Here is a 25,244-nt window from a genome sequence, read left to right on the forward strand (position 1 = left end):
TTAAAGTGACTATTCCTGATAGTAGTGACCACACTGTGATAGGTCGGAGCTAATTTCGAAACCGTGCAACGGGCTATCGTTTTATAGACGAATTTTTCGATGAAGTTTCACCGGGTGTTGGTATACTTGTTTCTTCAAAGCTGGAAGGTAAGTCATGGGATGATACTCAATTGACGGATACTCCCTATGGTCCAAGGGTACACTACTACCGTACCGGGGATGGTATTGACTTCAAAGAGATTAAATGACTGATTCAATCAGATATGAATGACGATCGATTCATCAGAATATGTTATAACTCTGGAACCATTGACAATTTGGAGTTCGATGTTGGGATGGGTAGTTAGCTGCTGTTTGATTGCAGTAGTGTACTGCTGGATATCTCGAAAATCAGTATCGGAAAGGTGTTCGCCAATACGGGTTCCTGCATCACGAAGTTCTTTATTCGACAGACTGCCATCTTGCAGGAGCGACCAGAGGAGATTATGGAAAACCGACTCCAACACCTCCTGTTCTTCAGCAGTGCCTGACTGATTGATTTGTGAAGCTGCCGTTTTAATATCTGGAGTTTTAAATTCGATCTGCACTGCGAACTCAGCTGGGATCTCCTGTTGGGGTTGACGATCAGGAGAAGCTAGCGCCTCGGATGCAGTAAGTAACTCTTGTTTGTCTAGGGACTCGGCCTTTTTGGCTGCAGATATCGTCCTCTCTTCGATCCTGGCATGTTTGTACAGGCCTCGATGGATACGAACAACATACTCTTCCTCGCGAAGACGTTTCAACCGCTGGCTGATGTACGATTTATCTCGAGAAAGTTCGTCAGCTAAATAACGTGGTGTACATCGCCCTTCTCGAAGTTTTGCAAGGACCTGACGATCTGTCGCATTCAATTCCATACGGTGATGGCTTACAACGAGATAACAACTAATTAGTTGTTAGATTTTCGGATTGCGATGAGGTATCTAATGACTAATTAGTTGTTAGATATCTATACTATCACCCTCTTCCGCGACGACAACTATACCCGGGCACCGCCTAGTTGACGGCCTTTTCACCACTCTATTCATTCTCCATACACTCTGGGGACCTAGCAGACTCTCATAGCATCAGTTCTCAAATAGACCAGTTTCGAGTAGTGTTACAGGTATCGTTTCTGCCCAACTTAACCAACAAAACTTTGCATCAAGGACATGTGTTGGTTAACAGGAGGATCGCTGATGCCCTACGAACCACCAACCCCACCGGCTGACCTCTCTACGGAGTTCGTCAACAGCCTCAACGAGTCCTCCCCGGACCGGCTCCAGGACATTGCCCGCTACGCCGAAGCGTTGGCCGAATACAAGGTGCGCGAAGCCCGTCTCGAGGAAGAGTCTGCTGAGGACGACATTGACGACCGACCAGACGATCTTCCGGAGGACGTCCCGATGAAGGCCACGATCACGATCAAAGAGATCAACGACAATCGCTACTACTACTGGCAGTGGAGAGAAGGAGACACGGTGACCTCGAAGTACAAAGGACCGGTCAACCCGGACGAATGAATTCGACTGGGACGACACCCACTCTACGTTTCCTCCGTAACTGGGCATAAGTGGCAGGGGAAAGAACGAGCAACCAGAACCGACTCGTCGAGGATCCGAACGTCGTCCGCGAAACGGTCCCCAAGGACTACTACGAGACAGTGCTCCATCACGGCCAGCTCTACCCGAATCTCGACACACTGGTTGACAAAGACTTCGTCGAGAAGAGACAGGCCAATATCGCACAACCATCTGGTCACCTGTCGGAGCGCTCTTCTGGACTCGAGGAAGTTGTGCCCACCAACGGTTGCAGCGTGGTGTAACACCCCATGACTTACCTGTGTGCCGGCATGCGGATGCATGATGGCAGCACCAGATGTTCACCAGCCGCTGTCGGCGATCGGATGTGAGGCGTGCAAGTCTGCCGTCCAGTCTGACGGGCAGCAAGACGTAGCGTTTCTCCTCCTGGATCAGCTGACGATCCCTGTCCTCAGCTGTGATAGACACCTCAAGCAGTTCTCGTCAGTCTGTGGATTAGCGTCCGGGGACACAGCCGATCTCCTGCATCATCGACCAGCCGGCGGAGTATCGTGTCCCGGTTGCCGTCTCGCGCCGTACAATTCGTCACACCCCATGATCAGGTCCAGGATGGGGTTCTCATCCCGATGGCGTGTCCGGAGCATCAGTCAAAGATCGTTCAGCGGTTCCATACAGGGCTTCAGACGCAACAGCAGTTGAGAACTGATCTCGATACCACTTCCTCCCTGTAAGTCGTTGGAGTTGGTGCCACCGGAATATATCGACGGTATTTCCGAGGCTACCTCTGTTCTTGCCTTTCCAGTAAAACAGCGTACTGTCCGGTAACTGGTGGGACAGGCCATGATGAATACAGACCAAGAGTTACCGAAGCGACTATCGATATGTCCGAATTATGACTAAATTCGCCTGCTGACTATAGAGCATAGGTTCAGCACAGGAGACAGTATACCCTTCTTGTTAGTCCCGAGTTAGCGACCGGAGGATCAAGACGAGGCCTGTGAGTTCGGTAACCCCCACCACGGCCAACACCCCTGCATCGGATGCCTCCGAGAACGTATCAACCATGATAGCCCCGACAAAGGATCCGACAGTCAACAGTAGTACTCCGGCAGCAAGCAGCAACATTGGACGGCTGTTGTATCGTCGGTAGCCTCGATATGCCTGTGTAGCGACGAACCCGCCGATGACTGCTGCGAGTCCGTTAACTCCGTCTTCTGCGGTTGTCGGATCCACAACCGTTCTTTCGACGGCAATGATTGGTGTAAGGAATACAAAAATCCCTCCAAGCATTACTGCTCCCAGGATGCGGACATCTGCGTGTTCAGGTCGTCCATAGACCGCGTAGAGGATAAATCCTAATCCGACGATTTGAATCGTAACTGCAGCAGTATCCGTGAGGGGAGACACTGCACCCGCCGTTGGGAAGACAATCCTCGCGAACGTATGCACCGCAAACGCCAATGCGATGCCGGCCGCCAGGAACAGTGCTGGCCGGTCACCCGATTGTCGATATCCCTGGGACGCAACATATGTGACCCAAATCCCAATAATGATCGTCGCCATTGCAAGACTCATTGCGAGTAGTCCCGCCGCGAGCGAGCCGCCTTCTACGGTGAGTTCTGACCCATTCATCGGAGTCCCTCGTAGAGGTTAGTGAAGCGTTCAATCGCGTCCTCATCAGTACGATCAACTGATACCTCATAGCTACCATCCGTCAGTTCGATCGTTAGCCGTTCGAGCCTGGCAGAGAATAGACGATGGTGATGGCCGTCTGGATCTAATTTCTGTTCAGATTCAAGCAGATTATGCTCTTGGAGACGTTCAACACGGCGATAGACTGTTGGCGAGGATGCGTTACACCGGTCAACCAATTCTGCAGCCGACAGTGGCTGTGTACTTGTTTCTGCAAGGATCGAACGGGTATACTCGTCCTCTAATAACTCGCCGACCGTTTCGGCGGTCATGCCATCTCTATCCTCTGCCATCCTTCGAGTTAGTGTTGTTTCGGTGTCGGAAAATACCTCGGTCCCGAGGTTCTGGCTCAGAAGCCGTGGCTTCCGTATCAGTATCCACCACAGAGACGAACCACTCCTGACAGCAATAGAAGTAACAGTTCTACTGAAACGATACACAGGACTCACATCAACTGATGCTTCTGGTAAATATAAACGATCGTGATCACCCAGAGAAACGCAGTGTATCCATACACGGCATCACCACCTGGGTTGACAGATCCGAACTGATACGTTGCTATCAAATACGTCATCAGCCCACCTCCGATCGGTGTGCCGAGATACAGACTCAAACTCGGTTTCCACGGAATCTCCGCACTTCTGATCGACGTAATCTCCTTATACAGTATCCCGAAGGTGACTATCGACGTCAGTAGAAGCATCAGCACCGACGAAAAAAGGATTCCGAAGCCGAAATCTGAACTGGGTGTCCCGACGACTGCTGACCAGACGACGGTGCTGAAGAACATCGGGGCCATAATAGCGTATCCCACGATCAAGTTCCGGCGGGCAGAACCGCTACTTAGGAACTTCAACGTCTCACTCATGATGGTACTACTGGATTGGGGAGTTGATGACCGTAGGAGCAAGCGGATACTCCCATTCATCGCCACGGATTGCTTTGACTGTCGCCCAGAGACAGAAGATGATATTGAGAAACGCTACTGTAACGCCGATTGCAGCACCAATAATTACGAAAACATCGGAGATGGCTCCGAGTCCAAACGCTAGCACAACCGCCACGAGGCCCATTCCGAAAGCGAATACGTGCCAATTCACGGCGTTTTGAGCGTTCGCGCGCGTGAAGGACGCAGTCGAAACCAGATAGACGAGTCCTGGTCCGACGAACCCGAAGAACATCCCCAAGACGTGGACCAGAATCCCAGCGATTGTTGTTCGATTAGCGTCCGGTGGCGATCCATCAGTGGCCGAAAGGGTACGAGCCATAGTTGAGTGTCATCTCTTGGTATAATGAACGGGGAGTTCCACCTTCTCGTTCAGAAGTCCTGATTGGGTGACTATTCACTCACCCCTCGTTGAGCCAGTGATGGCAGGAATTGAGATTACCGGTCTAACGAAACGGTATGGGGAGCACACCGCCATTGACTCCGTTAATTTGGTTGTTGAGAAAGGGGAGGTCTTCGGTTTTCTCGGGCCAAATGGTGCCGGGAAATCGACGACGATCAATCAGTTACTGGGTTTTGCCCACCCCAGTGAGGGTAGTGCATCCGTCCTTGGCCACGATGCGACGGAGGAGCTGATGGCTGTCCGCGAGCAGATCGGAATCCTCCCTGAGGGATACGATCTGTATCCTCGACTCACCGGTCTCGAACATCTCCAGTTCGCTATCGACTCGAAAGACGGTACTGATGATCCAGCGGCGTTACTTGATCGCGTCGGCCTCGATTACGAGGATGGACAGCGACGTGTCGGGGAGTACTCGAAAGGAATGAAACAGCGGCTTGCGCTGGCGATGGCGCTTGCAGGCGATCCGGACCTTCTCTTGCTTGACGAACCGTCGTCGGGTCTCGATCCGACGGGTGTCCGCCGGCTCCAGGAAATCGTTCGTGAAGAGCAAGCGGCTGGGACAACCGTGTTCTTCTCTTCGCACGTGCTGGGACACGTAGAAGCCGTCTGTGATCGGGTCGGCATCATGCGTGACGGCCAGTTAGTCGCAGTGGATACGATTGCAGGGCTCCGTGAGACCGCGAATGCGACCGACCGACTTAAACTGACGCTCGATCCTGTTCCAGATGTCGATTTCACATCCATTCCGGGCGTCGTCACCGCTGAAATCGAGGAGCCGGTCGTGGATATCGCGTGTGTAGCTCCCAAAGCGAAGGGAACCGCCGTCATTCGCGCCGCCGGTGCTGGCTCGACGCTCCTCGATATCCGCACGGAGGAACCGTCACTCGCAGATCTCTTCGAAGCGTACACAACCAGCGAGACGATCCCAAGTAGTGATTCGTCTGGGAGCAATTCGCCGTCAGATAACTCTGGGACCAGCCCTGCCCAGCAGACAATTGAGGAGGGAGCAGAATGAGCCTCCGACTGGTCGTCAATAAGGAGTTTCGAGATGTACGTCGTTCCCGAATGTTATGGAGTATCCTTGGACTCGGGGTCGGGTTCATGGTGCTCTTGATGATGATCGTGCACCTAGCAGCTTCGGAAAGTCCCACCGGAACGGAATTCATCGAGTTTTTTGCTGGCATTGGCGGTCAACTGATCTTCCCAATTCTGGCGCTCATCGTCGGATATATGGCATTGGTCGGCGAGCGGCAGTCGGGGAGTATTCGTATCCTTCACGGCCTCCCACATAGCCGACGAGAGATCCTTATTGGGAAATTTATCGGGCGAGCCGGGGTTATTGCCGCAGCCGTGATCGGGAGTTTCGTGGCTGTCACTGCACTTAGTGTCCTCCTACTCGACTCCGTCGCAGTCGTCAATCTCGTGCTTGTGGCAGGTGCAACGACGTTGTTTGCAGTGACGTTCGTCGGGATTGCTGTCGGTATCTCAGCATCGACTGAGAGCCGAGGACGAGCGATGGCCGGTGCTATCGGAGCCTACTTCCTGTTCGCGGTGATCTGGGAACCACTGGTTGCCGGCATTCACTACCTGATCGAAGGCAGCCTCGTAGGGTACCAAGCGCCAGCATGGTACTTCCTGTTGCGGCGTCTCTCACCTGCCTTCGCCTTCACAGACCTGGTGTCGGCGATTCTAGATACGCACGTACCGGCGCTGTTCTCGTGGCCAGTCGAGCAGATTCCGGCAGAGGAATTCGAGCAAGAAGGAACATTGCTGCTGTCGAATCGAGTTGCAGGCGAGTTGCCGTTCTATCTGGAAGGATGGTTTGCAGCCGTTGTGCTCTGTGCGTGGATCGCGCTCGCACTCGGGGTAGGCAATCGGTTGTTCCGATCCGCGGATCTCGCATAACATACCTGACACTCTTCATTTACCCTCTCCCGACCAGTCCACAGTTCCACTGGCCAATTCATTCATTCTGAATATTGTGAAGTAAATGATAGCCAACTGCTGACTTCACTCTCTGTATTCATCATGACAAAGTTCACCATATTTCTTCCCAGACATTTGTTGAGACGCCGCAACCAGTAGATCTCGAAACAGCGGTCACACAGACAATCGAGTCGGAGCTTGCGATGGACTAAGACTGGGGAGGTGCACAGACCTGAAAGAGAAAAGAGTCAGGTTTCCGGGTGATCGTAGCGATGGAACCGATACTTGCCTGTCCGCATTACCCAGTACCGTCCGTCAAACTCGAGCAGATCGTTGTCGCTCTCCGCTTTTGAGAGCAGCTCTGAGATACCCGTGTCGGTGATGCCGCGATCATGTGCTAGGTCCGTGATATCCTCGATGGTGGCTCCCGGGTTCTCCGCCACAACGTCCAGAATTCGGTCGTATTCTGCTGGCATGTGTCAGGAGATCCGGTGCTCGACGATCGCCTCTGATTCACAGGCGGGACAGGTCTCGGTATCACTATCGACAGTGGTTCCGCAGCGCCGGCACTCGTAGACGACTTCTGTCTGGGATGTCCGGGCCAGCAACCGATTCATATCGTCAAATAGCATAGAATCGCGGTTATTGTGGGTTCACGACGTCTCGGCACTCCGGACACTCGGCGTATACTGCCGGTCCCGTTTCTGTTTCGTACTCGAGGATCACGTCGATCGTCGCGATCTCAGCATGGCAGAACGGGCATGTACCGAGAGATGGTGGGTTCGCCGTGGACATGAGTTACTGAAAGTGGTGTGAAAGGGGGGAGCGCGTGTGACTGCGACAGGGTATGGTGTGTCCGCCCCTCTACAATCAGTATTGAACCCAGAGCAACATATAAGCAACCCAACCGCAGTGGAACTGAAACCACCGGTATCAGAACGCGAGGGGCCGTACTCTTGGCATATGGCGGGTTAGCCGTCGCCAGTGCCTCGTCGGGCGATCGAAAGACCGTCACGACAGCGGACGCTGCAAGACCTACTGTCACGATTGCCACTGGTAAGGGCAGCGTTACTGTAGTACTTCAGCTGGTGACGGTAGCTCAGCAGCGTCCCGTTCGACGATTGCCATAACATCCGTGGCGACGAACTCACGGTTTCGTTCTCTTTCCTCGACCTGAATTAGCACGTCGCCGTCGACGAGCCTGTCGACAGCCGTGTTTGCAGCCGGGTACGACATATCGATTCGTTCTGCAGCCATCGGAACTGTGAGATACGGCTGTTCGAATAGCACCCCGATGAGTCGCTGCACCGACTCCGGTGCGGATTTGTACGCCTCCTGATACGCCTCGTACTGATCGAGCAGGAGTTTGGCCCGACCGAGTACCTCCTCGGCCTGATCACACATTCCCGAAACGAAAAACTGGATCCACTCCTCCCACGCTCCTTCTTCACTGACCGCCAGTAGTCGATCGGTGTACTCCTCCCGGTTTGCTTTGATGTACGAACTCATATAGAACAGCGGCTTCGTGAGCGCATCGGAGGCAACGAGCATGAGAATCGCGAGCAATCGTCCGACTCGCCCGTTCCCGTCTTTGAACGGATGAATCGTCTCGATCTGATAGTGAACGAGCGCTATGTCGACGATGTCCGGGAACCGAGACGGCGTCTGCACGTAAGCAAGCAGTGCCTCCATCATCGACTCGACCATCTCGGCTTTCGGTGGGACGAAGCGAATCGACTGCTGCCACGGTTCGGTCGACTCCTCGATCCACGCGTAATCGGGGCGAAACTCTCCGGGCAACGGATCGTCCTCATCACTCTGGCCGGTTTCCATGACGGTTCGATGGAGTTCCAACAGCAGATCGAGAGTGATGTTCTCCCTCGAGCGCCCGCTCTCGAGCAATCGCTCGCTCACCGATTGCAGTGCTTCGACGTAGTTCATCGCTTCTTGTACGTCTCGGCTGCGTGCAGACACGTCACCACCGGCAGTCGCCCGATACATGTCGGTCGTCGTCACCTGCGTTCCTTCGATCTGCGAGGACTGTTCGGCTTCTTTGTAGAGCAGGGGTTTGAAAACGGTATCCGCTTCCTGAACCTGCCCTCTGAACCCATCCAATCGTCCGAGCGCATGCATCGCTCGCTCGGCGAGCTGTATCGTTTCGTCCGAGAGCGTGAGCTCCGGGGGGAGATCGTCGGGGCGATAGAATTTCCCGAAGGGAACGCCCCGATCAGTCCGCACCGGCATGTAAACGCCGGGAGCGTCTGTCGGCAGATCGTACCCCCGTTTCATTGTACATTGATTTCGACAGCGTTGCTAAATAGATTCGGGGATCGCTTTCACAAGACTACTCTAGTCAAAGTGATTCCGGAAACGGTTTGCTAAGGCCAGTGTGTTCAAACTCGAGTCGATCTGTCTAGCTAATACAGCACGGAAACAAACTCTGGAAGCGGAATCGCTGAATCAGGCGCTACGGTCGCTCAGTGGTGACCAGGTCGGACAGGTCGAAGAGACGAACGTCATCCCGCGTTTCAGCGACGTGGTTGAGATCATCAGTGTATCCCGAACGGCTGAACAGTACGTACAGCGGCTCCCCGTCAGCGGGTCGGTTTGACCACTGCACTTCGGCTGCTGTCCGTTTGAGGTCGGACAGGACGCCTTCACTGACGGGGGTGGAGGTGAACTTACACTCTCCAGCGACAAGTCCCTCCGCTGTCAAGCCGAGGACGTCCAGTTCGTGTTCCTTGAACCACCACTGTCCGACGTCTCGGAACTGTCGGTCGACGAGAGTTGGGAGTGCTCGCTGGCAGAGCCGTTCGAACAGCGAACTCACGTAATCCGCGAGTTCTGGCTCGACAAGCTCTTCATATGCGTTCTCACCGAGCATCCGAAGCTGATCCTGATTGCCGTAGACGAATCGGAACCAGAACCGGAACAGCGGTGCAGCAATTCGATACCGGCCACGTTTCGACGAGGTCGGCGATTCAGTTACGGGAATGTGTCGCTCGACGAGGCGGAGCCGGCGAAGCTTCTGAAGGTACGTGCTTAGTGAGCTCGACTCCACGCCGGCCATACCTGCGATTTCGTTTGGAGTTCGGCGGCCATGGGCGAGTGCGCGGAGAATGCTGAAGTAGGTGTTTGGCTGTCGGAGTTCGGTTCGGAGAAGGAACTCTGGCTCGGAGTACAAGAGTCCTCGTTCCGAGAGGATCGACTGCTGGACGTTCTGCTCTAACTCTTGGTCAGTATCGATTGTCTGGAGATAGTACGGTGTCCCACCGTATATCGACCACGCGGTGATAGCGGTTTCAGGGTCGTACCCCGGGAAGAACTGGCGTGCGTCAGCGACGGAGAGTGGTTTGAGGTCGATCGTTTCCGTTCGTCGCCCATATAACGGCGCACTCCCCGAGAGTACCTTCTCTTCCATGACGCTAATCGAGGACCCGACGAGCACGAGGGTCATTCCAGTCTCCTGTAACTCCATATCCCAGACCCGTTGTAGCCGGGAGGGGAGCGACTCATCCTGGTCGATGAGGAACGGGAACTCGTCAATGACGACAACAGCGTCTTGGTCACCAAGTGCCTCGAGGAGTGCTTCCCAGTCCCGGCGAACGTTTCGCAGTGAAGGGAATTGTGCAGTCGCTGTGTCCACGAACTGCTCGAGCTGGTTTTGTGCGGTAGACTCGACTGCTTGGTAGTAGACGGCGTCGTCCCGATCAGCGATGGACTGACGGACCAGTTCACTCTTCCCCAGACGGCGGCGTCCGTAGATCACGACGAAATCTGCCGTCTCGGACTCGTAGCAGTCCGTGAGTTGATCGAGTTCGACCTCCCGATCAACGAATTGCTCCATACACCTGATCGAACCTGCTTCTCAATAGAACTCACGATTTCGGAAATCGCAATTTCGGAAATCTGTTTTCCTTTCCTTAGAGGAGAGTCGACCACGTCGGAACAGAAGAGACTCAGCCTCCTCTCCCTTTGCGAAGTGTAAATGGATGTGTCTGCTCTCCCCAAGTGCGGAAGATGAGACAGCAGGCATCGGGGTGTGTGAACCAGCCGACCGTGACCCACGGCACCGCTCAAGGCCACTTGCCGTTGGTGTTGCGGGAGTGTCCGACTAATCCACGGGAAGTCACGGGCCACCGCGCCCGTGACCGTTCACAAGGTTAGTGTCCAGAACAATCAGTGACGGTGAAACGAAAGACAGGGAACAGCCATGAACTACTTGAGATAATATTATCATTTTCAGCCATGGTCACGTTTCCACCGGGAGAGTCGCAAGACGTCTGCGCTATTTGCCGAGAGCCGTTCGAAGAATACGATCCAGAGTTTGCTCAGAATTATGCAAACCTCGTCTGCGAAGCATGCGATAAGAAGGCTGTTACAAAACACGGATCACGTGACAGGACAAAGCCAGCAAGCGAGACTCACGGAAATCCCGTGTATATTGATGGACAGAAGTGTTGGCGTCGTTATCGGTTTGGCGGATACATTACTCGTCTAGACGAGCACGACTGTGATACAATCGAAGAATTTCATCAGAAACATAGAGAAGAATTTTCCGATTAGTTATAGTCGTATCGTGGTAGCTCATCACTCCGGTTTCAGTTCTCGATCAATTCCGTGGTACTTACATTCTCGCTGGAACGTTCGGTCAAACTGGACGTTTCGGATGGGAATCAGGCAACACCCACACCGAGGACAAGACTTGAAGCGGCCTGCTTACGAATCTACAGGCGGAGTAGGCCGGCTGCCTCGGGGCTTGACCCCGAGGCGGTTCACACGACGGGGAAGACGGGACAGACCAGACGCAGCGTCGTCGGAAATGCACTACTCCGGGTTTGGTTGCTCAAATGCCTCGGTGTCGACAGCATCCCAGTCAACTCCATACGGATAGGGAAGAATTTCCGTCCAGACCATGAGATATCCCTGTTCGCCCGGTTCGATCCAGTGTAGCTTCTCAACAATGACCTCTTCCCCATCGATGACTTCCGGTGCTGCATCACGATATGGAACGGCTCGGCTATCATCAAGCAATTTCAGAAGATCCTCCTCGACCACGCCAGTTGAGTCGAACGTCTCGATCGTTCCGTCTTCAGCGACGGTGGCGACGTGTTCCTCCGTTTCGAGGTCGAGAATGTCGATAGTTCGGACCATTTCCCCTTGGCTCCTACTGCGCGCTACATCGTGACAAGGACATTAACCGTTCTGATTTTCAGTAGCATTTAGGTCCATTACTCACAGAAGGAGTTGATGGGGTCAGAGATTCTGGAAAGAGCGTGACCAGGAGCTGAGTGACCGATTGTGGTCTCCAGTGACAGTTGTTGTCTTCAGAACATCCTTCGATTTCTGTCCGATAGTCTGACCACCGACAACCACTCGAGGAACACACCTACCGGTAACCAACCCGCATACACCCGCGTACGTCCTGTGAGTTAGGTTTCTGAGAGAGTTACGAAGTCCCTCTCGAGGTCACATCTCCACCACTGTCCCCGGTCATCCGAGGACACCAGCTGTCACCGGCTTCTATGCATCACCCCCCGTTTCGCCAGGAATCTCAGCATCTGCAGGAAGGATCAACCGTCGCTCGGTGTACTTGAGGCCGTTCTTGCGCTCCGTTCGCTTCCGAACAGCGAGGCGGTGCTTCGAAAGATCCAGCATGGCGTCGATTACCCGCGAGACCAATTTCTTCGCGTAACTCTCGCTGATACCGGTTTCTTGCCGACGAATCCAATGCTTGAGATCACTCGCCTTGACGTACTCGGCGATCTCTCGGCAGCCGTTCTCCCAGGGGTTGTCACCGACACTGTCGTCGACCCGTGCCTGCCAGAGCTTCGCCGCCAATCGTGTCGGCACCGTATTCGCAGCTGCACGGCGCATCTCGTCGTGCATCCTGGCGAGTTGCTGAATCGGCAGCAAGTCACCGTAGGCGAGCGAGACGTTTCCCCGGTCGAGCGGGTCCGCACTCTCAGGAAGTCGGAAGTACGTCTCACCATCGTCCTTGGTGAGCCGCTCGAGGCGGCCATCGGGAACCTCGACGTCGTGTTCGTCGACGGTCTCTTCACGCAGGTGGGCACCTTTCTCGAGTTCGCGGGATTGCAGTTCCGTCACCCGCTCCTTGTTCGCGCTCGCCTTGTTCAGCGCTGCTGCAGTCGCTCTCTCGAGGCGCTCACACGCTTTCTCGGTCTCGTCGAGGTGTTCGTCGTGCTGGTCGAGTCGGCGCTCGAGATCGGCAATGCGTTCGTCTTTCCGGTCGAGTTGGGTCTCGAGATCTGCGATACGCTCGTCTTTGCGCTCTACCGCTTGCTCGAGGTCGCCGATCCGCTGTTCGAGGGCTTCGAGGCGATCGGCGAGGGGGTCTGGAAGCTGTTCGCTCGGTGTGGTAGCGGATGAAGTCATCGGTCTCGGTGTGGGAATCGGACAGGAAGCTGGTGAGCAATCGCTGCTGTAGGGTTCTGGGACAGGGGCCCGAGCCCGGGTCAACGATGGCTACCGGGCTCGTGACGTACCTCTGCTGTTCTCAGTGGCCGGCAGCCGGGTGGGTGTCGTCTTCGATATCGTCGTCATCGATCGGCTCGTACTCGCAGTCCTTGCCGACGGGTTCGAACCCGGGGACGTAGCTGAAGTGCTTGCCCGGTTCCCGTCGGAGCAACCACGGGAAGTCGCCGCGGTTTTCTCGGACACGGTACTGGAGATCCCACTCGTGGAGGTCTGCGGCGGGTTTGGCGACTTTTGGAGCGGGGAGTTCCCCTCGCTCGAGGTCTTCGAGTTCGAGGACGCGGACCTCGAGCTGGCGGGCGAGTTCCTCGGCGCGAGTGGTCAGCTCGGTCGTATGGCAGAGGACAGGCATGGCTCGGCAGGCGAAGGCGACCGTACAGAGTCTGAAGATCGTCCCCGGCGTGATGGTGCCGCTCTGCCAGTCCTTGCACTGGGCGACGATCCAGTCGGTCGGTTCCTGCTGTTTCTCCTCGCGAAGGGCGACGACGTCGATCTCGAGGCTGAAGAGCGTCTGGCGGGTTTCGGCGCGGTAGCCCCAGCGCCGGAGCGCCCGCTGGAGCTGGTACTCGAGCCAGCGGCCATCACCGTGGCCCCGTCCGTCGACGTGGTCGTAGCCGGCGTCGGTTCTGATGTCGTCGAAGTCGGTCGTGACCTCGCTCTCGTCGTCGACGTCCGGCAGCAGATCTCGGACTGCCGTGATGCTCTCGAGGGCGGTTTCGAACTTGTCTTCGGGGGAGTCACTGTAGCGGTACTCGTCGGGGTGTTCGTTCCGCGCACACTGCAGGAGACGACCGAGCCGGCGTTCAATCTGGGTGAGGGCGTCCTCGTAGTCGTCGAACTCGTCGGGTTCGCGCTGGTAGTTGGTTTCGGCACCTGGCTCTGGGCCGGGAAGGATTTCCCGGGCTTCTTCAAGCGGGCGTTTGGTCGTATGGAGCAGGCGGCGGACGGTGTGTCGCTCCTCTGCCGAGAGGTCGTGCTCGAAGGCGGTTGATTCGCGAAGCGATTCGACGGCTCTGATGAGCGGGATCAGCTGTTCGTAGTACTCGTTCGGGATAGGCGTCTCGTCAGTTGTCATGGATCTGGCGGTGGGTGGTGGCGGTGTAGTCGATCGTCGATTCGGCTGTGGTCGGCGTCGTGACCGTAGACTGGCAGCTCATGGTGACTGTGAGTCCGAGTCCGGCTCCAAATTTGACTCGAGAGTGCCAATCGGGCTCGTGGTGAAGTGCTTCCGGGTAAGCGGTGTTTCAGCGAGGGTCGTCAGCGTGGGTTGGCCCTGCTGCTGGATGTGATGGTACAGGCCGTCTCTTGTGACTGCCTGCCAGTCATCGGCGTCTAACTCTCGATAGCGGAGTTCATCGTCGACGGCGACGACGACCCCCTGTTCGGTTGTGGCAGTCGCATCGAAGACGAGTGCCGGCGGGTCAGATCGGTGCCACTGTCCCCGGAGTTGTTCGAGGAGTGCCTTGAGCGCCGGAGGATCGGTTGGGGTAGGGGCCTGGGCTTCAGTTGGGGCACGGATTGCGACGTCTTCGACGGTAGAGCGACCGCACGGTCGCCAGCCTGTCCCCTCCCACTCGAGTTTCCGATAGCTCCACTCCCCGTCTTCGCTCTTGGGTTCGAAGACGAGGCGGCGAGGCGGTGTCCCATCAGGATCCCACTGGAGTGTGATCGCGTCGGACTCCCTCGTGGCAGAGGCTGCCTGCTGGTGTCGGAGCGCGAAAAGCACCGGGTTGAGCGCTGAGCGAGCGTTGTGCAGTTGCTGGAGTGCGTCCGCCTGGCGAGAGGTCGCAATGTCGGTGGTGGTCGACAGCTCCTCGATCAGCTGGTGGATGTCGGTGTCGATCTCCTCGAGGGCGGTGATGAACTCCTGCAGGTCGTCGCTCATTGCGTCTCACCCCGCTGTTTCAGGAGTTCGTCGACGGTGTGGGGTCGTTTGGTGAGTTCGGCTGGGCGGTCGGCGTCGGCGTTATCGAGGTGTATCGTGAGCTCCGAAATCGGCTCCCGACCGGTTTCACGCCACTCACCCTTGCGGATTTCGTGGGTAATTCGCCAGGCTTCGCCGCCGGTATCTGGGACGATCGTGATTCGACGCCGTCGGTTGTTGATCGTCGTATACTCGAGGACAAGCTCGAGATCGTGGTCGGAGTCGGGGGCAGTATCGTGGCCGCCGTCGGTCGCGAGTCGAGGGTCGTCGTCGGCGTCGACGAGCAGGAGCCCATCCCGGTCGTCGATGGTCGCGAGGTCGTAGACGCGCACCTCGTCGTTTGGATCGACCTCGAGTTCGTCGGTGACGTCGGGGCCAGCCGCGATACGAGCGCCATCGTATCGTGTACACAGCGTATACTCGGCGAGTGGATCGGTGGTCTCGGACGGCGGGACGATCGCGACCCCGTCCTTGTGGGTGATGGCGTGGACAGTTGTGGAAGGCCAGTGCTGGCTGTCGATGGCTGCCGTCGAGATCGTGACTGTGTGGTCGGCGCTGACGGTGTAGGTCCCGCGGTAGCCGTCGCCCGTTTGGGTGACGTATTTCGAGGGCGAGGTGGTCTGGTCGAGGTTTGATTCGTGTGGGGGCGTCCGGCAGTCGTTGCAGAGGCGACGGTTGGTCATTTCCTTCCCGCAGCGGAGGCACGTGTCCCCGCTCATTCGCGGTCACCTCCGGTCGGCTCGAGGAGGACTGCGTCCTCGCCGGCGACAATGATCTCGTCGTCGGTGGTTTCGGCGTGGCGTTTAGGTGTTTCTGCGGGGAACTGTATGGATGGGCGAGTCTGGGGTGTACAACCTCTCGTCCGTTCGCCCGCGGTCTGACGCGGGTGCGTTTTCTTGGTGGTGTTCTCGTGGCCAGTCGATCGGCCAGCTGTACCATCGTCTAGTGGGCAATATTCATTGCCCCGTGGGCTTTCATTTCGCATGGTCGGAAGCCTCGTGCAGAGGGTGACCCGACCCCGGCGTGTCTCCAGCACGCTGGACCTTTCAGGTCCAGAAGGGCCAGGTCAACAGCCACTTGACACTGACTACTAATATAATTTACTGACGAGTCGTCAGTGGATAGCACTATAACACAAGCAATTATGCACGAGTAGCCAGAAAGCACGCATAACCAGTATTCGTATGTCTATTGCTTCCAACTCCACAAATGAGATGCGCCAAGAAGCCGAGTGGATGGTCCCGTCGGACGATAAAATCCTTGAACTTATTCGTGAGTATGGGAATCTAACCCCAACAGCAATCGAAGATCTCGGTGGCCCTAGCGCTGGCCACGCCCGAAATCGATGTCCTGTGCTTGCTAAATATGGGTTGCTAGAACGGATCTCTCGTGGACTCTATGGAATCACTGAGGAGGGGGAAGCTTACCTCAATGAGGAGCTCGACGCGAGCGAACTCGAGCCGACTGAGGACTCTGAGTAAGATATCTACTCAGAACGCAGTTACCCGGATGGTGAACACAGAGTCTATATCTCGTACTATCTGGGAATGATCGTATCTACGGTCAGGATGAAAGATATGGCCAGCATCCTCAGTATCGTTCTTGGCCGGCTATTTTGATTATACACACGATTGAGCCATACTCGTGTGCATATTCGGGAAACTGAATTTCGCGACGTGCGACCCCTGGATTAAATTCATCCAGAGCCTGTATCTCTGTAGACTATCGAGATTTCAGTCTCCCATGAGCTTTAGATGAATGGAATCGGGAGTTAGTCAGTCATAAGGATTATTACTATCTTGTTACTGTTATCCTCTATGTCTATTCGAGATCTTTCGTCCGACGATCATGAAGAACTCGAGCAGGTAGTTGAAGATCTATACACCGTATTTCAAAGAGACTCTATCGAATTAGACGAAGTTGATGACTTAGTAGAACATCAATTGGTCTTCGAGTACTTGGATGATTTGAGGCAAGATCCTCCTGCACAGCCTGAATCAGCTCTCAAGGACAAACTGGTCAATAGTGCCTCGATCCTCGGTCGATCTCTGTTTGGCCGGATGAGTCCGGAGATTACTATTGATGCCGACCGAGGTATTGTTGACTACAAACTTGAAGCAGATGGAATGCCAATTTTACTAGAAATCAAACCGCCATTCAAAGCCAACCGACGGGAAGGGTCCACTGAGGAAATTGATAAGGTCGATCTCGATTGGAAAGATCACGAGGAGCAGATAAAACGTTATAGGACGGACAACGAATATCTTATTTTCACTGACCTGAATAAGTGGTATTTTTTCAGTAAACAGCGTAAGGGTGGTCCGATTACAGATGAGCCATATGAACTTGAGGAGGTATATGAAGGACTAGGTCAAGTTGGAAATTTCCGCGAATACCTTGAGCGAGTTCAGCATCAAGCAGAACGAGGTCAATTGGGCGAGGACTTCTTCGATAGTTTGGACTCCTGGACAAATGAACTCCAATCACTGGAATTCCAAGACTGGTGTAATGAACGTGAACAGACAGAAGGAGTGATTAAATTCATAAATAAATTCATATTTATACAAACATTGGACGATCACTTTTTAATCGACTTCAATTGGATTGAGAAACGATGGAAGCAGAAGAAACGAGATTGGGAAAGTATCGGTAAGAATCGAGTATTGGAAGAATTTCTCAACGAAGTTAACCAGTGGTTTTATGCGTATTATGATACAGAACTTTTCGAGGAAAATCTGTTAAACGATTACCTCGAGCAAAGTGATGAGAACATTGAAGAACTTTATCGACGGCTACCACGTGTCCTTGGCCTTGAAAAGTGGCAAAAAAGTGCAATTGGTTACAGGGGGATCACGAATTTCCCATACCGGCAAATAGACGAAGACATCTTTGGACGTGCCTATGAGCGGTATCTCGCAGAACGTCGTGAGGAGGAGGGTATCTACTACACCCGAAAGCACGTTACCCAATATATGGTTGAAGAAGTGGTTGGCAAGCATATTGATGAACATGTTGACGAGTTCCGATCTGCGATCGAAGAGGAGGACTTTGACCGAGCAAAAAATGCACTTAATGAATTTATTGATTTTAAGGTTGTGGACCCTTCGTGTGGTTCCGGCTCATTCCTGATCAAAGCGGTTGACGCCATATGGGAGTGCTACCAGGAGATTATCGAGATTCTTGATAATCAAGAGTACCTTCAGTTTGAAGGGACTTTAGAGATTACCGATGAACAACGGACGAACGCCGAAGCAATAAACGAACTGTACCGTATTCTCAATTATGATAGCGAACGGGACCTGATTTCAAAGGTTCTACTTCGTCATATTTACGGCGTTGATAAAGATGCAGACGCACTGTCCGTTGCAAAGGTGAATATCTGGTTGGAGAGTATTAAGATGCTCTCAGATGACTTCCGTTATGATCAGATTCCGGATGGGGGTGGCTATGTACTCCCCAATATGGAGATTAACCTCCAGCACGGCGATTCGCTGATTGGGTTACCGTTTGATAAAGCCAGTTACGAGTTGGTGAATGAGCACAATGATAAGCTCCAGGAATTGTCTGATCTGCGCGAACATTATATCGACGACCATATGCGTGAGAATGCCGCGACAGAATTAGTTAATCTGCAAAATGATCTAAGAAAAGACCTCGACCGTACGTTTGAAGACTTCACAGAGTCAAACTCTGATCTAGATTCTAACGTAGCTGATGAGACAATCCCCTTCCATTGGCCACTCGGGTTTTTTCACGCCTACATCGATGACGATGGAACGCCTTCGGAATCCCCCGGATTCAATTGTGTAGTCGGAAACCCCCCCTATGTGAACGCGATCAACCGAGGACGATACTTTTCCGATCCCGAAGACGACTTCTGGAGGTGGGCATTCAACTCTGCTGATCGTGCCTTCGATCTATATTTACCCTTTATCGAACAGGGTCTGAATCTCGCAGTTGAGGGAGGAAGTGTCTCATTTATTGTACCGAATAAGCATTTGGCGATCCCCTATGCGGAGGCTTTCAGAGATTTCATCGTGGAGGAGGACAACTATCTTCGAAAAATCACGGATGTATCCCAGCTCGATGTTTTTGAAGACCCAAGTGTATACCCAGTTATTCCTCATTACGAGAAAAATGCTCTTGGGTCTGAGGCGACTGTTACCCTCAACAAACCACCAAGTCAGGAACTGCTTGGGGATGAGGAGTATAACTTTATCCACGATCATGGTACGTTAGATAAGCTTGATGAGAATATTTGGAGTTTCCTCTTGTTACGAGATACATCACTATTTTGGAACATTTTTGAAGGGTGTGAACAACTTCGATCTGAAGGGACTGTACAGGCGTCAAGCACTACGAGCGAGTCAGAAGAGTTCACTATCGCTCTTAGTGAAGATGAACCAAACGAGAATAAAAAGAAGTTCATTAAGACTGGTGGAGTCGATCCTTTCGTCTCCACGTGGGAGTTTGAGGAGGTACGCCACCGTGGCCAGGATTACGAACAGCCAGTATTAGATACGAATCATGAGATTATTACAGATCTTCGACGGGACCAGTACAACAGTCCCAAACTCGTCTTTGCGAAGGTATCAGACCAAATTGAGGCATTCCCAGATGTTGATGGGAATTATGCCTCAGTGGATACGAACTTCTTCTACAACAGTAATGAAGAGATAACATATTATGCTGGGCTTCTGAATAGTTATATCTCGAATTTCTTGTATACTGGTCTATTCGGCGCACTCCGTATGAGTGATGGGGACTTCCAGTTCCAAGCGCCCCAGCTGCAATTAATTCCGGTTCCTTCCCCAGAGACTGTCGAAGATGAGGACATCCGTACCGTCTTAGATATTGTCGGTCGACTCATGGACCGAAAACATCATCGTGAGCGATTAACCACTATTTGGACAAAACAAGCCGAAAACCTCAGTGACACCAATCGATCGTTAGCAGAGATTCTTGAACAGGATAAAGAGTTTATCCAGCAGGGGAACTTCGATTTAGCATGGACAAGCGATGTGGGATTCTATCCTGACGAAGAACAGGATGCACTCAGTGCCGAGTTCGATAAGTTTGTTGTTAAGGGAGGCGATGACAATAGAACACTCAAAATCTATGGTCGTGAAGACAGGACTGATGAGGAATTATATACAATCGAGTTTAGAGATCGCAACCTGTGCGATCATGTCCTTCTATCCATGCGAATCAACTTGTTCGATACTCGAAAACACGTCGACACACTTGATGACATTTTGGAGAAGACCCAGGTCCCGATCATTCGCCGAGATAGCGCACAAACAACACCAAACATCTTAGATCAAGTAGAACGGCGGTTCCTTGACGCTGCCCAGTCGAACTACTCGAATGTCGATCCAGATCCAAATCTCTTGACTCTCGAAAACCAAATTGACGAATTAGAGATGAAACTCAATGTTATAGTCTTCAAGCTTTACAACGTTGACAAAGATGAGGCAAGCAACGTTCTTGATGATTTAAACACTCCTATCAAAAAGAAAGATGAGTTAATAAATCAAGGGTGGTAACTCACTCGAGTTGGCGAATAACATCTGAAACTGGAGATCGCGCTGATCCGTTATCTCGGTTGCGAAATTAAATGCTCACTCTACTTTCTCCGATCCTTCGTGCTCTCGAGCAAGTAACGAGAGACCGCAGACGATCAGCAGATCACCTTGAGGATGGTACATGGCACTAAATTTGCCGGCTTCACTCATAACCCCTCACAAAAGTGGACTTCCGTTTCGTGTGCTTCAACTGGAGATCTGCGAAGGTGGGGATGGGGCGCTGTAATTTTTTGGCGCTGTCCCCTTGGGGACACCCACTGCCCACCCCATTCCGACACCTACTCTTTCCAACCACAACCACCCACAACAAAGATGCCTCGAGCGGGTCCACTCAAACAGATCCTCCGGACACTCACGGTCGCCGAACTCCGCTCTCTGCGCCGCACCCACTGCCCACAGGTCACCGAGTATGACGGCAACAAAACCGCTTTCGTCGACCGGCTCCGCAACTCACTGAAACGCTCGATTGACGAGGGGGACCTCACGTATGAAGACCTCGTCGAGTTCCTTCGCAACGAGTTCGAATCCAACAGCCCCGAACGAGCCACGACCTGCATTCGCCACACTTTAGAAGACCTCACGATCTCCCCGTGTGCCGGCTACAGGGACGGTCGCGCCGTCAGGGAACGCTGGATCAGCTCAGAATGCTACCAGGAGCTCCAGTACGAACTCGCGGACCTGCCGTACGAGATCACGCAGGAGGCAACGTTCGCCCGCAATAGTATCGATCTGCTCGTCAGCCACGCCCACGACGATCGCAACTACCTCATCGAGGTCAAACTCGCGGGCAACTACAACAGCCGCGAACGCTTGCTCTCCCAGCTGCGCAAGTACCGGAAGAAGGTGCCGTACCTCCGCCGGTCGTTCGTACTCATGGTTGCCCAACAGGAACGCGATCTGCCCACGAACAAGGAGTCGGTCAAGCACGTGATTCAGGAGGCCGAAAACGAACCCCAAACCGAGGTTGTCGTCAGATCGCCGGCTGGGCTCGAGTACAGCGCCAGATAGCCTATGCTATTCAGCAGGACGTTCTGAGATCCATCCCCTATTTGAGGAACATACAGAACGTAATAACTACCTCGTTATTATACGGATATCAGTCACCAAGCCCGAACATTCATGTCACTATGGTCTATAGTTATATCAACATGTCAAACCATTTCTCCGGCGGGGACCTCAAAACTGCGGCAAAACTCGTGATATTAGAGGAATATCTAGATGTGTATACGACGATTCTAGATTCTAATTGGGAGTGGGGCGGTCTATGGTATGTTGACACACACTCTGGCACAGGAAAAACGCACATTGATGAAAAGGGGATAGATATCGATGGATCAGCTATTCGGGCGATAGAAGATTATCAAGAATCGTTTGACAAATTCTACTTATACGAATTAGATGAAGATCATTTCCACACTCTGCATGAAACACTAGCTAAGAGATTTGACCTCACCTTTGACGTAGGACCAGTAGACACACCTGATGAAGATTTCTTAGTTGCTCGCTGTGATGATCCTTACATTCGTATTATGCAAATGGATTCTAACGAAGGAGTGAGTTTCTTGGCAGACCATGCCAATAATAGGGCACATTGGTTCACTTTCATTGACCCAAAGGGACTAACAGCTAAACGGTCCACCCTTGACACCTTACTTGATAGAGGGAATGTAGATATATTGTTGAATTATCAGACAACGGGTGTTATGAGAAGTGCTGCGGCTGAGCATGCCCATGGGGCAGTTAGGCGAACAATGGGTGACGATGACTGGCCTGAAGCAGGTTCAAGAGAAGAATATGTACAGATATATAAGGAGAAACTCGAAGAAAACAAAGAAATTCAGCCTGTTCTAACGAAGGGGCTTGAATCTCCAGATGATAAGCGGTGTAGGTTTGATTTGATTTTCGCCTGCACAAATGATGGTGCCCGTAGTGCTATGGAATCGATCATGGACCAAGATACTCTTTGGGAGAAAGCTCATGATGAGTTTGGCCAGTCAGGATTAGGCGACTTCTTTTAGGCTTTAAGACCTCGCATGCGGGATGTGTGGAGTTCGTGAATTTGGCGTCTCACGTTCCGCAAACTTCTCCGGCGATTGGCGATCTCGCCAAGATTGCAGCCACACTTGCTCCTCGTCAGAAACATGCTTGATCAACTGTTTATCCGGCCAGAGATGTATCGGTAATCCCAGTTCTTCGCCGATTTTCTGAACCCATCGAAGGTGGTTCGTCGCATACTCGGCCCACCGATCCCGGTCTCGTAACAGATCCAGATCTGCCGCTAGCTTCTCTTCCCCTGCATCTCGAGCAGCTTGTACTGTCATTTCGAAGTTCCCACCACGAGGATTGATTGGTTCGTGGAATACAACGGCAGGGTCGCACTCAGCGATGCGCTCCAGTTGTTTGCGAAGATCGGCCTTGTCCTGCGTTGGATAGGTCGGACTCATACTGACGAACGTCTGGACGCCGTTCTCGTTGAACTTCTCGAGCCCACGAAGCCGGTGCTCGGGGGCCGGTGCACTCGGCTCGATCGCACCCACCTGGTCGGCATCCATACAGGGAATCGAGGATCCGATCGTGACGTGCTTCCCAGCGTCTTCAAAGACATCAAGATCCTGTAGGGCAAGAATTGGGTTACGAGTAAGAACCCGTGTATACTTTTCGTGGCCCGTGAGAGCAGCCACGACGTTCCGCGTAATCTCACCAGCACGACCATCCATGTAGCAATCAGTAGAGAAGGAAACTCCGACGACACCCCGACCACGCTCTGTTTCCCGCCAGGACCGCTTTCGATCTAGGTGGTCATCTAACCGCTCGCCGAGCCCCTCGCGATAGAGGACATATTTTCCCCACTCCTTCTGCCCATTCTCGACATCGACTTCCTCTTTGAGCATATCTGGCCGCGTCCGAATATTCGGCGTCGACGGCACGTAGCAGAACTTACACCCATGCCGACACCCAGTTGCCACATTGACAACGTAGTCACAGAGATGCTTGCTGTTGAGGCCCGATTCACTGAGGATCGCTTTTGTCGGGTCTTCTCCCGTCCGGACCTCGTCGTGACCACCAGACATAGTTATCTTATCTTGTTTACTTTGCTTGACGTACAAAATTGTTGCCCCCTACTCACCAACTACTAGCTCCACTTTCACTTTCACCATACGTGGCTCATCTCTTTTGAGATCCAGCAAGAAGAACAGCCAAGAGGCGATTGCCATGGAGTTCAGCTGGGAGACTGGCGACAGCTGGTTCGAACGCACCTATGCCGTCTCACACAACGATGAGGCGATCGAGACGTTCGACAGCCAGCCCACTCTCGACGAGCTCCGAGAAATCGAACGGCAGCATGGTGACCCGACCGATCGGTTAGATCTGTGGCAAGCAGGCCTACTCTGTACGAACTGCAACACCGAAATCAACGACCGATTCGCTGCTACACCAGCAGGCGATCTCCACTGCTGGGAGTGTGCAATGGGTACTGATCACACCGACCAGCACGGCCTCCGCGTCAATACCGATCCGACGAAGACAGTTCTGAGTGAATCCTACCTCCACACCAAGAGCCTCTGTGACCACGTGATCAACGTCGCGACCGGCTGCCGGCACGGCTGTGAGTTCTGCTACGTCCCAACTACACCGGCGATTGGCAACCGACACAAGATGCTCGCCGATCAAGCGGACGTCGACGACCCACAAGGTGACTGGGGTAGTTACCTGCTATACCGCGACGACCTCCCGGAGCGACTCGCCCGTATCCTCGAAGATCGTGACTCAAGCGATCGAAAACAAACCGACCGCGGTCGGGGTGTCGTTATGCTCTCGAGCGGAACCGACTGCTACCAAGACCGTCGCACCGCCCAGATCACTCGCGGAGCGGTTACCGAACTTATCACCCACGATATCCCAGTCCGAATCCTGACACGCAGCCCGGCGGTCGTTCGTGATATCGATCTCTTCCAGGCAGCCGGCGACCGTCTCACAGTGGGTTCGTCGATCCCCTCGTTCGAAGCCCCACTGGTCAACGCGATCGAGCCGAACGCACCGCCGCCGATAAAACGGTGGGAAGCACTCGATCGGCTTCAGCAAGCCGGTGTGCCGGTCTTCGCTTCGATGTCCCCCACATATCCGACGATGGACGAAGATGACTTCCACGAGCTACTGAGTTACTTCCGAGCGTTGGGCGAGATCGTTGTTTTCCACGAGCCAATCAACCCACGAGGGAAGAACTTCCAGCAGTGTCTCGAGGTAGCATCCGACGCTGGCTACGAAGATGTTGCAAAGGAACTTCGACGGATGCGTGACGACCGGCAGTACTGGGTCGAATACGCACTTGAACAGCTCAACACGGTCCAGCAGGTGGCAACGCGATTCGACGGGCTGCAGGTCCACTCATGGCCCGACGATGAACTCATTCGATCGACGAGTGGTCAACTCCGATCACAACTCGAGGCGATGCAACAAGCCGTTTCACCGGAGTCGTTCGGACCAACAAAGCCAGACACTTCTGCAGCGCAGTCTGAACTCGCAGAGGATCACAAGACGTTCCAACAGCTGATATAGTCTCGAAGACCTGCTGGGAACAGTTCACTATTGCCAGCCCCACTCAAACAGCTACTTTGTGGCATAATTGTCGTGACTCAACTCTTTACGCCGGACTCGTTCCCGCCACCCGCCGAATAGGAGAGTGATAGGACCACCTTCGCTGACTGTCTCCAGA

24 protein-coding genes are annotated in these 25,244 nt (G+C 53.6%); 9 read left to right on the forward strand and 15 right to left on the reverse strand.

Annotated features, from left to right (window positions below; all coding sequences use genetic code 11):
* Nucleotides 1-257 precede the first annotated feature (257 nt).
* Complete coding sequence (locus FYC77_RS11755; protein WP_149081697.1) at nt 258-896, reverse strand: winged helix-turn-helix domain-containing protein; 639 nt, start codon at nt 894-896, stop codon at nt 258-260.
* Nucleotides 897-1,217: 321 nt separating this feature from the next.
* Here FYC77_RS11755 and FYC77_RS11760 point away from each other — a divergent pair, with 321 nt between their 5' ends.
* Together FYC77_RS11760 and FYC77_RS11765 are read left to right on the forward strand one after the other, a co-directional pair.
* Complete coding sequence (locus FYC77_RS11760) at nt 1,218-1,541, forward strand: hypothetical protein (protein WP_149081698.1); 324 nt, start codon at nt 1,218-1,220, stop codon at nt 1,539-1,541.
* Nucleotides 1,542-1,591: 50 nt separating this feature from the next.
* A complete protein-coding gene (locus FYC77_RS11765) occupies nt 1,592-1,843 on the forward strand; it encodes a helix-turn-helix domain-containing protein (RefSeq protein WP_149081699.1) in 252 nt (83 codons plus the stop codon).
* A 673-nt stretch (nt 1,844-2,516) separates the two neighbouring features.
* On the opposite strand, the gene FYC77_RS11775 is transcribed toward FYC77_RS11765, so the two are convergent.
* From FYC77_RS11775 to FYC77_RS21040, 4 genes are all read right to left on the reverse strand, one after another.
* Entirely contained in the window at nt 2,517-3,191 is a 675-nt protein-coding gene (locus tag FYC77_RS11775) for a DUF7521 family protein (protein WP_149081700.1), read from the reverse strand.
* On the reverse strand, nt 3,188-3,544 hold the full coding sequence (locus FYC77_RS11780; RefSeq protein ID WP_149081701.1) for a winged helix-turn-helix domain-containing protein: 357 nt from the start codon (nt 3,542-3,544) through the stop codon (nt 3,188-3,190). The genes FYC77_RS11775 and FYC77_RS11780 overlap by 4 nt, the downstream gene beginning before the upstream one ends.
* A 152-nt stretch (nt 3,545-3,696) precedes the next feature.
* Entirely contained in the window at nt 3,697-4,119 is a 423-nt protein-coding gene (locus tag FYC77_RS11785) for a hypothetical protein (RefSeq protein WP_149081702.1), read from the reverse strand.
* A 7-nt stretch (nt 4,120-4,126) separates the two neighbouring features.
* A complete protein-coding gene (locus tag FYC77_RS21040) occupies nt 4,127-4,519 on the reverse strand; it encodes a DUF4870 domain-containing protein (RefSeq protein WP_149081703.1) in 393 nt (130 codons plus the stop codon).
* 100 nt (nt 4,520-4,619) lie between these two features.
* Between FYC77_RS21040 and FYC77_RS11795 the strand changes: the two genes are divergently transcribed.
* A complete protein-coding gene (locus tag FYC77_RS11795) occupies nt 4,620-5,615 on the forward strand; it encodes an ABC transporter ATP-binding protein (protein ID WP_149081763.1) in 996 nt (331 codons plus the stop codon).
* A complete protein-coding gene (locus tag FYC77_RS11800; protein ID WP_149081704.1) occupies nt 5,612-6,505 on the forward strand; it encodes an ABC transporter permease in 894 nt (297 codons plus the stop codon). The genes FYC77_RS11795 and FYC77_RS11800 overlap by 4 nt, the downstream gene beginning before the upstream one ends.
* Nucleotides 6,506-6,774: 269 nt before the next feature.
* Here FYC77_RS11800 and FYC77_RS11805 read toward each other — a convergent pair whose 3' ends face one another.
* The 9 genes from FYC77_RS11805 to FYC77_RS20465 form a co-directional block, all read right to left on the reverse strand.
* Nucleotides 6,775-7,002 carry a hypothetical protein gene (locus FYC77_RS11805; protein WP_149081705.1) on the reverse strand — a complete coding sequence of 76 codons (228 nt, stop codon included), beginning with the start codon at nt 7,000-7,002 and terminating at the stop codon, nt 6,775-6,777.
* Between the two features lie 166 nt (nt 7,003-7,168).
* A complete protein-coding gene (locus FYC77_RS21175) occupies nt 7,169-7,321 on the reverse strand; it encodes a DUF7837 family putative zinc-binding protein (RefSeq protein WP_449406746.1) in 153 nt (50 codons plus the stop codon).
* 273 nt (nt 7,322-7,594) lie between these two features.
* Nucleotides 7,595-8,815 carry a Fic family protein gene (locus FYC77_RS11810; protein WP_149081706.1) on the reverse strand — a complete coding sequence of 407 codons (1,221 nt, stop codon included), beginning with the start codon at nt 8,813-8,815 and terminating at the stop codon, nt 7,595-7,597.
* A gap of 178 nt (nt 8,816-8,993) precedes the next feature.
* Nucleotides 8,994-10,373, reverse strand: coding sequence for an ATP-binding protein (locus FYC77_RS11815; protein ID WP_149081707.1), 1,380 nt, complete (start codon nt 10,371-10,373; stop codon nt 8,994-8,996).
* Nucleotides 10,374-11,353: 980 nt separating this feature from the next.
* A complete protein-coding gene (locus FYC77_RS11830) occupies nt 11,354-11,680 on the reverse strand; it encodes a hypothetical protein (protein WP_149081708.1) in 327 nt (108 codons plus the stop codon).
* A 369-nt stretch (nt 11,681-12,049) separates the two neighbouring features.
* On the reverse strand, nt 12,050-12,922 hold the full coding sequence (locus tag FYC77_RS11835; RefSeq protein ID WP_149081709.1) for a hypothetical protein: 873 nt from the start codon (nt 12,920-12,922) through the stop codon (nt 12,050-12,052).
* 121 nt (nt 12,923-13,043) lie between these two features.
* Nucleotides 13,044-14,096 (reverse strand): restriction endonuclease, encoded by a 1,053-nt coding sequence (locus FYC77_RS20710; RefSeq protein ID WP_238386916.1) that lies wholly within the window; start codon nt 14,094-14,096, stop codon nt 13,044-13,046.
* A gap of 78 nt (nt 14,097-14,174) precedes the next feature.
* Nucleotides 14,175-14,906 (reverse strand): hypothetical protein, encoded by a 732-nt coding sequence (locus FYC77_RS20460; RefSeq protein ID WP_202911821.1) that lies wholly within the window; start codon nt 14,904-14,906, stop codon nt 14,175-14,177.
* Nucleotides 14,903-15,664, reverse strand: coding sequence for a hypothetical protein (locus FYC77_RS20465; RefSeq protein ID WP_202911822.1), 762 nt, complete (start codon nt 15,662-15,664; stop codon nt 14,903-14,905). The genes FYC77_RS20460 and FYC77_RS20465 overlap by 4 nt, the downstream gene beginning before the upstream one ends.
* A 495-nt stretch (nt 15,665-16,159) precedes the next feature.
* Between FYC77_RS20465 and FYC77_RS20715 the strand changes: the two genes are divergently transcribed.
* From FYC77_RS20715 to tcmP, 4 genes are all read left to right on the forward strand, one after another.
* Nucleotides 16,160-16,426 carry a winged helix-turn-helix domain-containing protein gene (locus FYC77_RS20715; protein WP_238386918.1) on the forward strand — a complete coding sequence of 89 codons (267 nt, stop codon included), beginning with the start codon at nt 16,160-16,162 and terminating at the stop codon, nt 16,424-16,426.
* Nucleotides 16,427-16,762: 336 nt separating this feature from the next.
* Complete coding sequence (locus FYC77_RS11865) at nt 16,763-20,491, forward strand: Eco57I restriction-modification methylase domain-containing protein (protein WP_149081711.1); 3,729 nt, start codon at nt 16,763-16,765, stop codon at nt 20,489-20,491.
* 351 nt (nt 20,492-20,842) lie between these two features.
* Nucleotides 20,843-21,538 carry a hypothetical protein gene (locus FYC77_RS11870; protein WP_149081712.1) on the forward strand — a complete coding sequence of 232 codons (696 nt, stop codon included), beginning with the start codon at nt 20,843-20,845 and terminating at the stop codon, nt 21,536-21,538.
* A gap of 140 nt (nt 21,539-21,678) precedes the next feature.
* Nucleotides 21,679-22,548 (forward strand): three-Cys-motif partner protein TcmP, encoded by an 870-nt coding sequence (tcmP, locus tag FYC77_RS11875; RefSeq protein ID WP_162354513.1) that lies wholly within the window; start codon nt 21,679-21,681, stop codon nt 22,546-22,548.
* 3 nt (nt 22,549-22,551) lie between these two features.
* Here tcmP and FYC77_RS11880 read toward each other — a convergent pair whose 3' ends face one another.
* A complete protein-coding gene (locus FYC77_RS11880; protein ID WP_149081714.1) occupies nt 22,552-23,601 on the reverse strand; it encodes an SPL family radical SAM protein in 1,050 nt (349 codons plus the stop codon).
* Nucleotides 23,602-23,743: 142 nt separating this feature from the next.
* On the opposite strand from FYC77_RS11880, the gene FYC77_RS11885 reads away from it, so the two are divergent.
* A complete protein-coding gene (locus FYC77_RS11885; protein ID WP_238386921.1) occupies nt 23,744-25,087 on the forward strand; it encodes an SPL family radical SAM protein in 1,344 nt (447 codons plus the stop codon).
* Nucleotides 25,088-25,244: the final 157 nt, after the last annotated feature.

This window comes from Natrialba swarupiae (assembly GCF_008245225.1).
GTDB lineage: Archaea > Halobacteriota > Halobacteria > Halobacteriales > Natrialbaceae > Natrarchaeobius > Natrarchaeobius swarupiae.

Coding starts and splice junctions, on each gene's coding strand:
- FYC77_RS11755 (WP_149081697.1), bottom strand. CDS start 896: ATGGAATTGAATGCGACAGATCGTCAGGTCCTTGCAAAACTTCGAGAA.
- FYC77_RS11760 (WP_149081698.1), top strand. CDS start 1,218: ATGCCCTACGAACCACCAACCCCACCGGCTGACCTCTCTACGGAGTTC.
- FYC77_RS11775 (WP_149081700.1), bottom strand. CDS start 3,191: ATGAATGGGTCAGAACTCACCGTAGAAGGCGGCTCGCTCGCGGCGGGA.
- FYC77_RS11780 (WP_149081701.1), bottom strand. CDS start 3,544: ATGGCAGAGGATAGAGATGGCATGACCGCCGAAACGGTCGGCGAGTTA.
- FYC77_RS11785 (WP_149081702.1), bottom strand. CDS start 4,119: ATGAGTGAGACGTTGAAGTTCCTAAGTAGCGGTTCTGCCCGCCGGAAC.
- FYC77_RS21040 (WP_149081703.1), bottom strand. CDS start 4,519: ATGGCTCGTACCCTTTCGGCCACTGATGGATCGCCACCGGACGCTAAT.
- FYC77_RS11795 (WP_149081763.1), top strand. CDS start 4,620: ATGGCAGGAATTGAGATTACCGGTCTAACGAAACGGTATGGGGAGCAC.
- FYC77_RS11800 (WP_149081704.1), top strand. CDS start 5,612: ATGAGCCTCCGACTGGTCGTCAATAAGGAGTTTCGAGATGTACGTCGT.
- FYC77_RS11805 (WP_149081705.1), bottom strand. CDS start 7,002: ATGCCAGCAGAATACGACCGAATTCTGGACGTTGTGGCGGAGAACCCG.
- FYC77_RS21175 (WP_449406746.1), bottom strand. CDS start 7,321: ATGTCCACGGCGAACCCACCATCTCTCGGTACATGCCCGTTCTGCCAT.
- FYC77_RS11810 (WP_149081706.1), bottom strand. CDS start 8,815: ATGAAACGGGGGTACGATCTGCCGACAGACGCTCCCGGCGTTTACATG.
- FYC77_RS11815 (WP_149081707.1), bottom strand. CDS start 10,373: ATGGAGCAATTCGTTGATCGGGAGGTCGAACTCGATCAACTCACGGAC.
- FYC77_RS11830 (WP_149081708.1), bottom strand. CDS start 11,680: ATGGTCCGAACTATCGACATTCTCGACCTCGAAACGGAGGAACACGTC.
- FYC77_RS11835 (WP_149081709.1), bottom strand. CDS start 12,922: ATGACTTCATCCGCTACCACACCGAGCGAACAGCTTCCAGACCCCCTC.
- FYC77_RS20710 (WP_238386916.1), bottom strand. CDS start 14,096: ATGACAACTGACGAGACGCCTATCCCGAACGAGTACTACGAACAGCTG.
- FYC77_RS20460 (WP_202911821.1), bottom strand. CDS start 14,906: ATGAGCGACGACCTGCAGGAGTTCATCACCGCCCTCGAGGAGATCGAC.
- FYC77_RS20465 (WP_202911822.1), bottom strand. CDS start 15,664: ATGAGCGGGGACACGTGCCTCCGCTGCGGGAAGGAAATGACCAACCGT.
- FYC77_RS20715 (WP_238386918.1), top strand. CDS start 16,160: ATGCGCCAAGAAGCCGAGTGGATGGTCCCGTCGGACGATAAAATCCTT.
- FYC77_RS11865 (WP_149081711.1), top strand. CDS start 16,763: ATGTCTATTCGAGATCTTTCGTCCGACGATCATGAAGAACTCGAGCAG.
- FYC77_RS11870 (WP_149081712.1), top strand. CDS start 20,843: ATGCCTCGAGCGGGTCCACTCAAACAGATCCTCCGGACACTCACGGTC.
- tcmP (WP_162354513.1), top strand. CDS start 21,679: ATGTCAAACCATTTCTCCGGCGGGGACCTCAAAACTGCGGCAAAACTC.
- FYC77_RS11880 (WP_149081714.1), bottom strand. CDS start 23,601: ATGTCTGGTGGTCACGACGAGGTCCGGACGGGAGAAGACCCGACAAAA.
- FYC77_RS11885 (WP_238386921.1), top strand. CDS start 23,744: ATGGAGTTCAGCTGGGAGACTGGCGACAGCTGGTTCGAACGCACCTAT.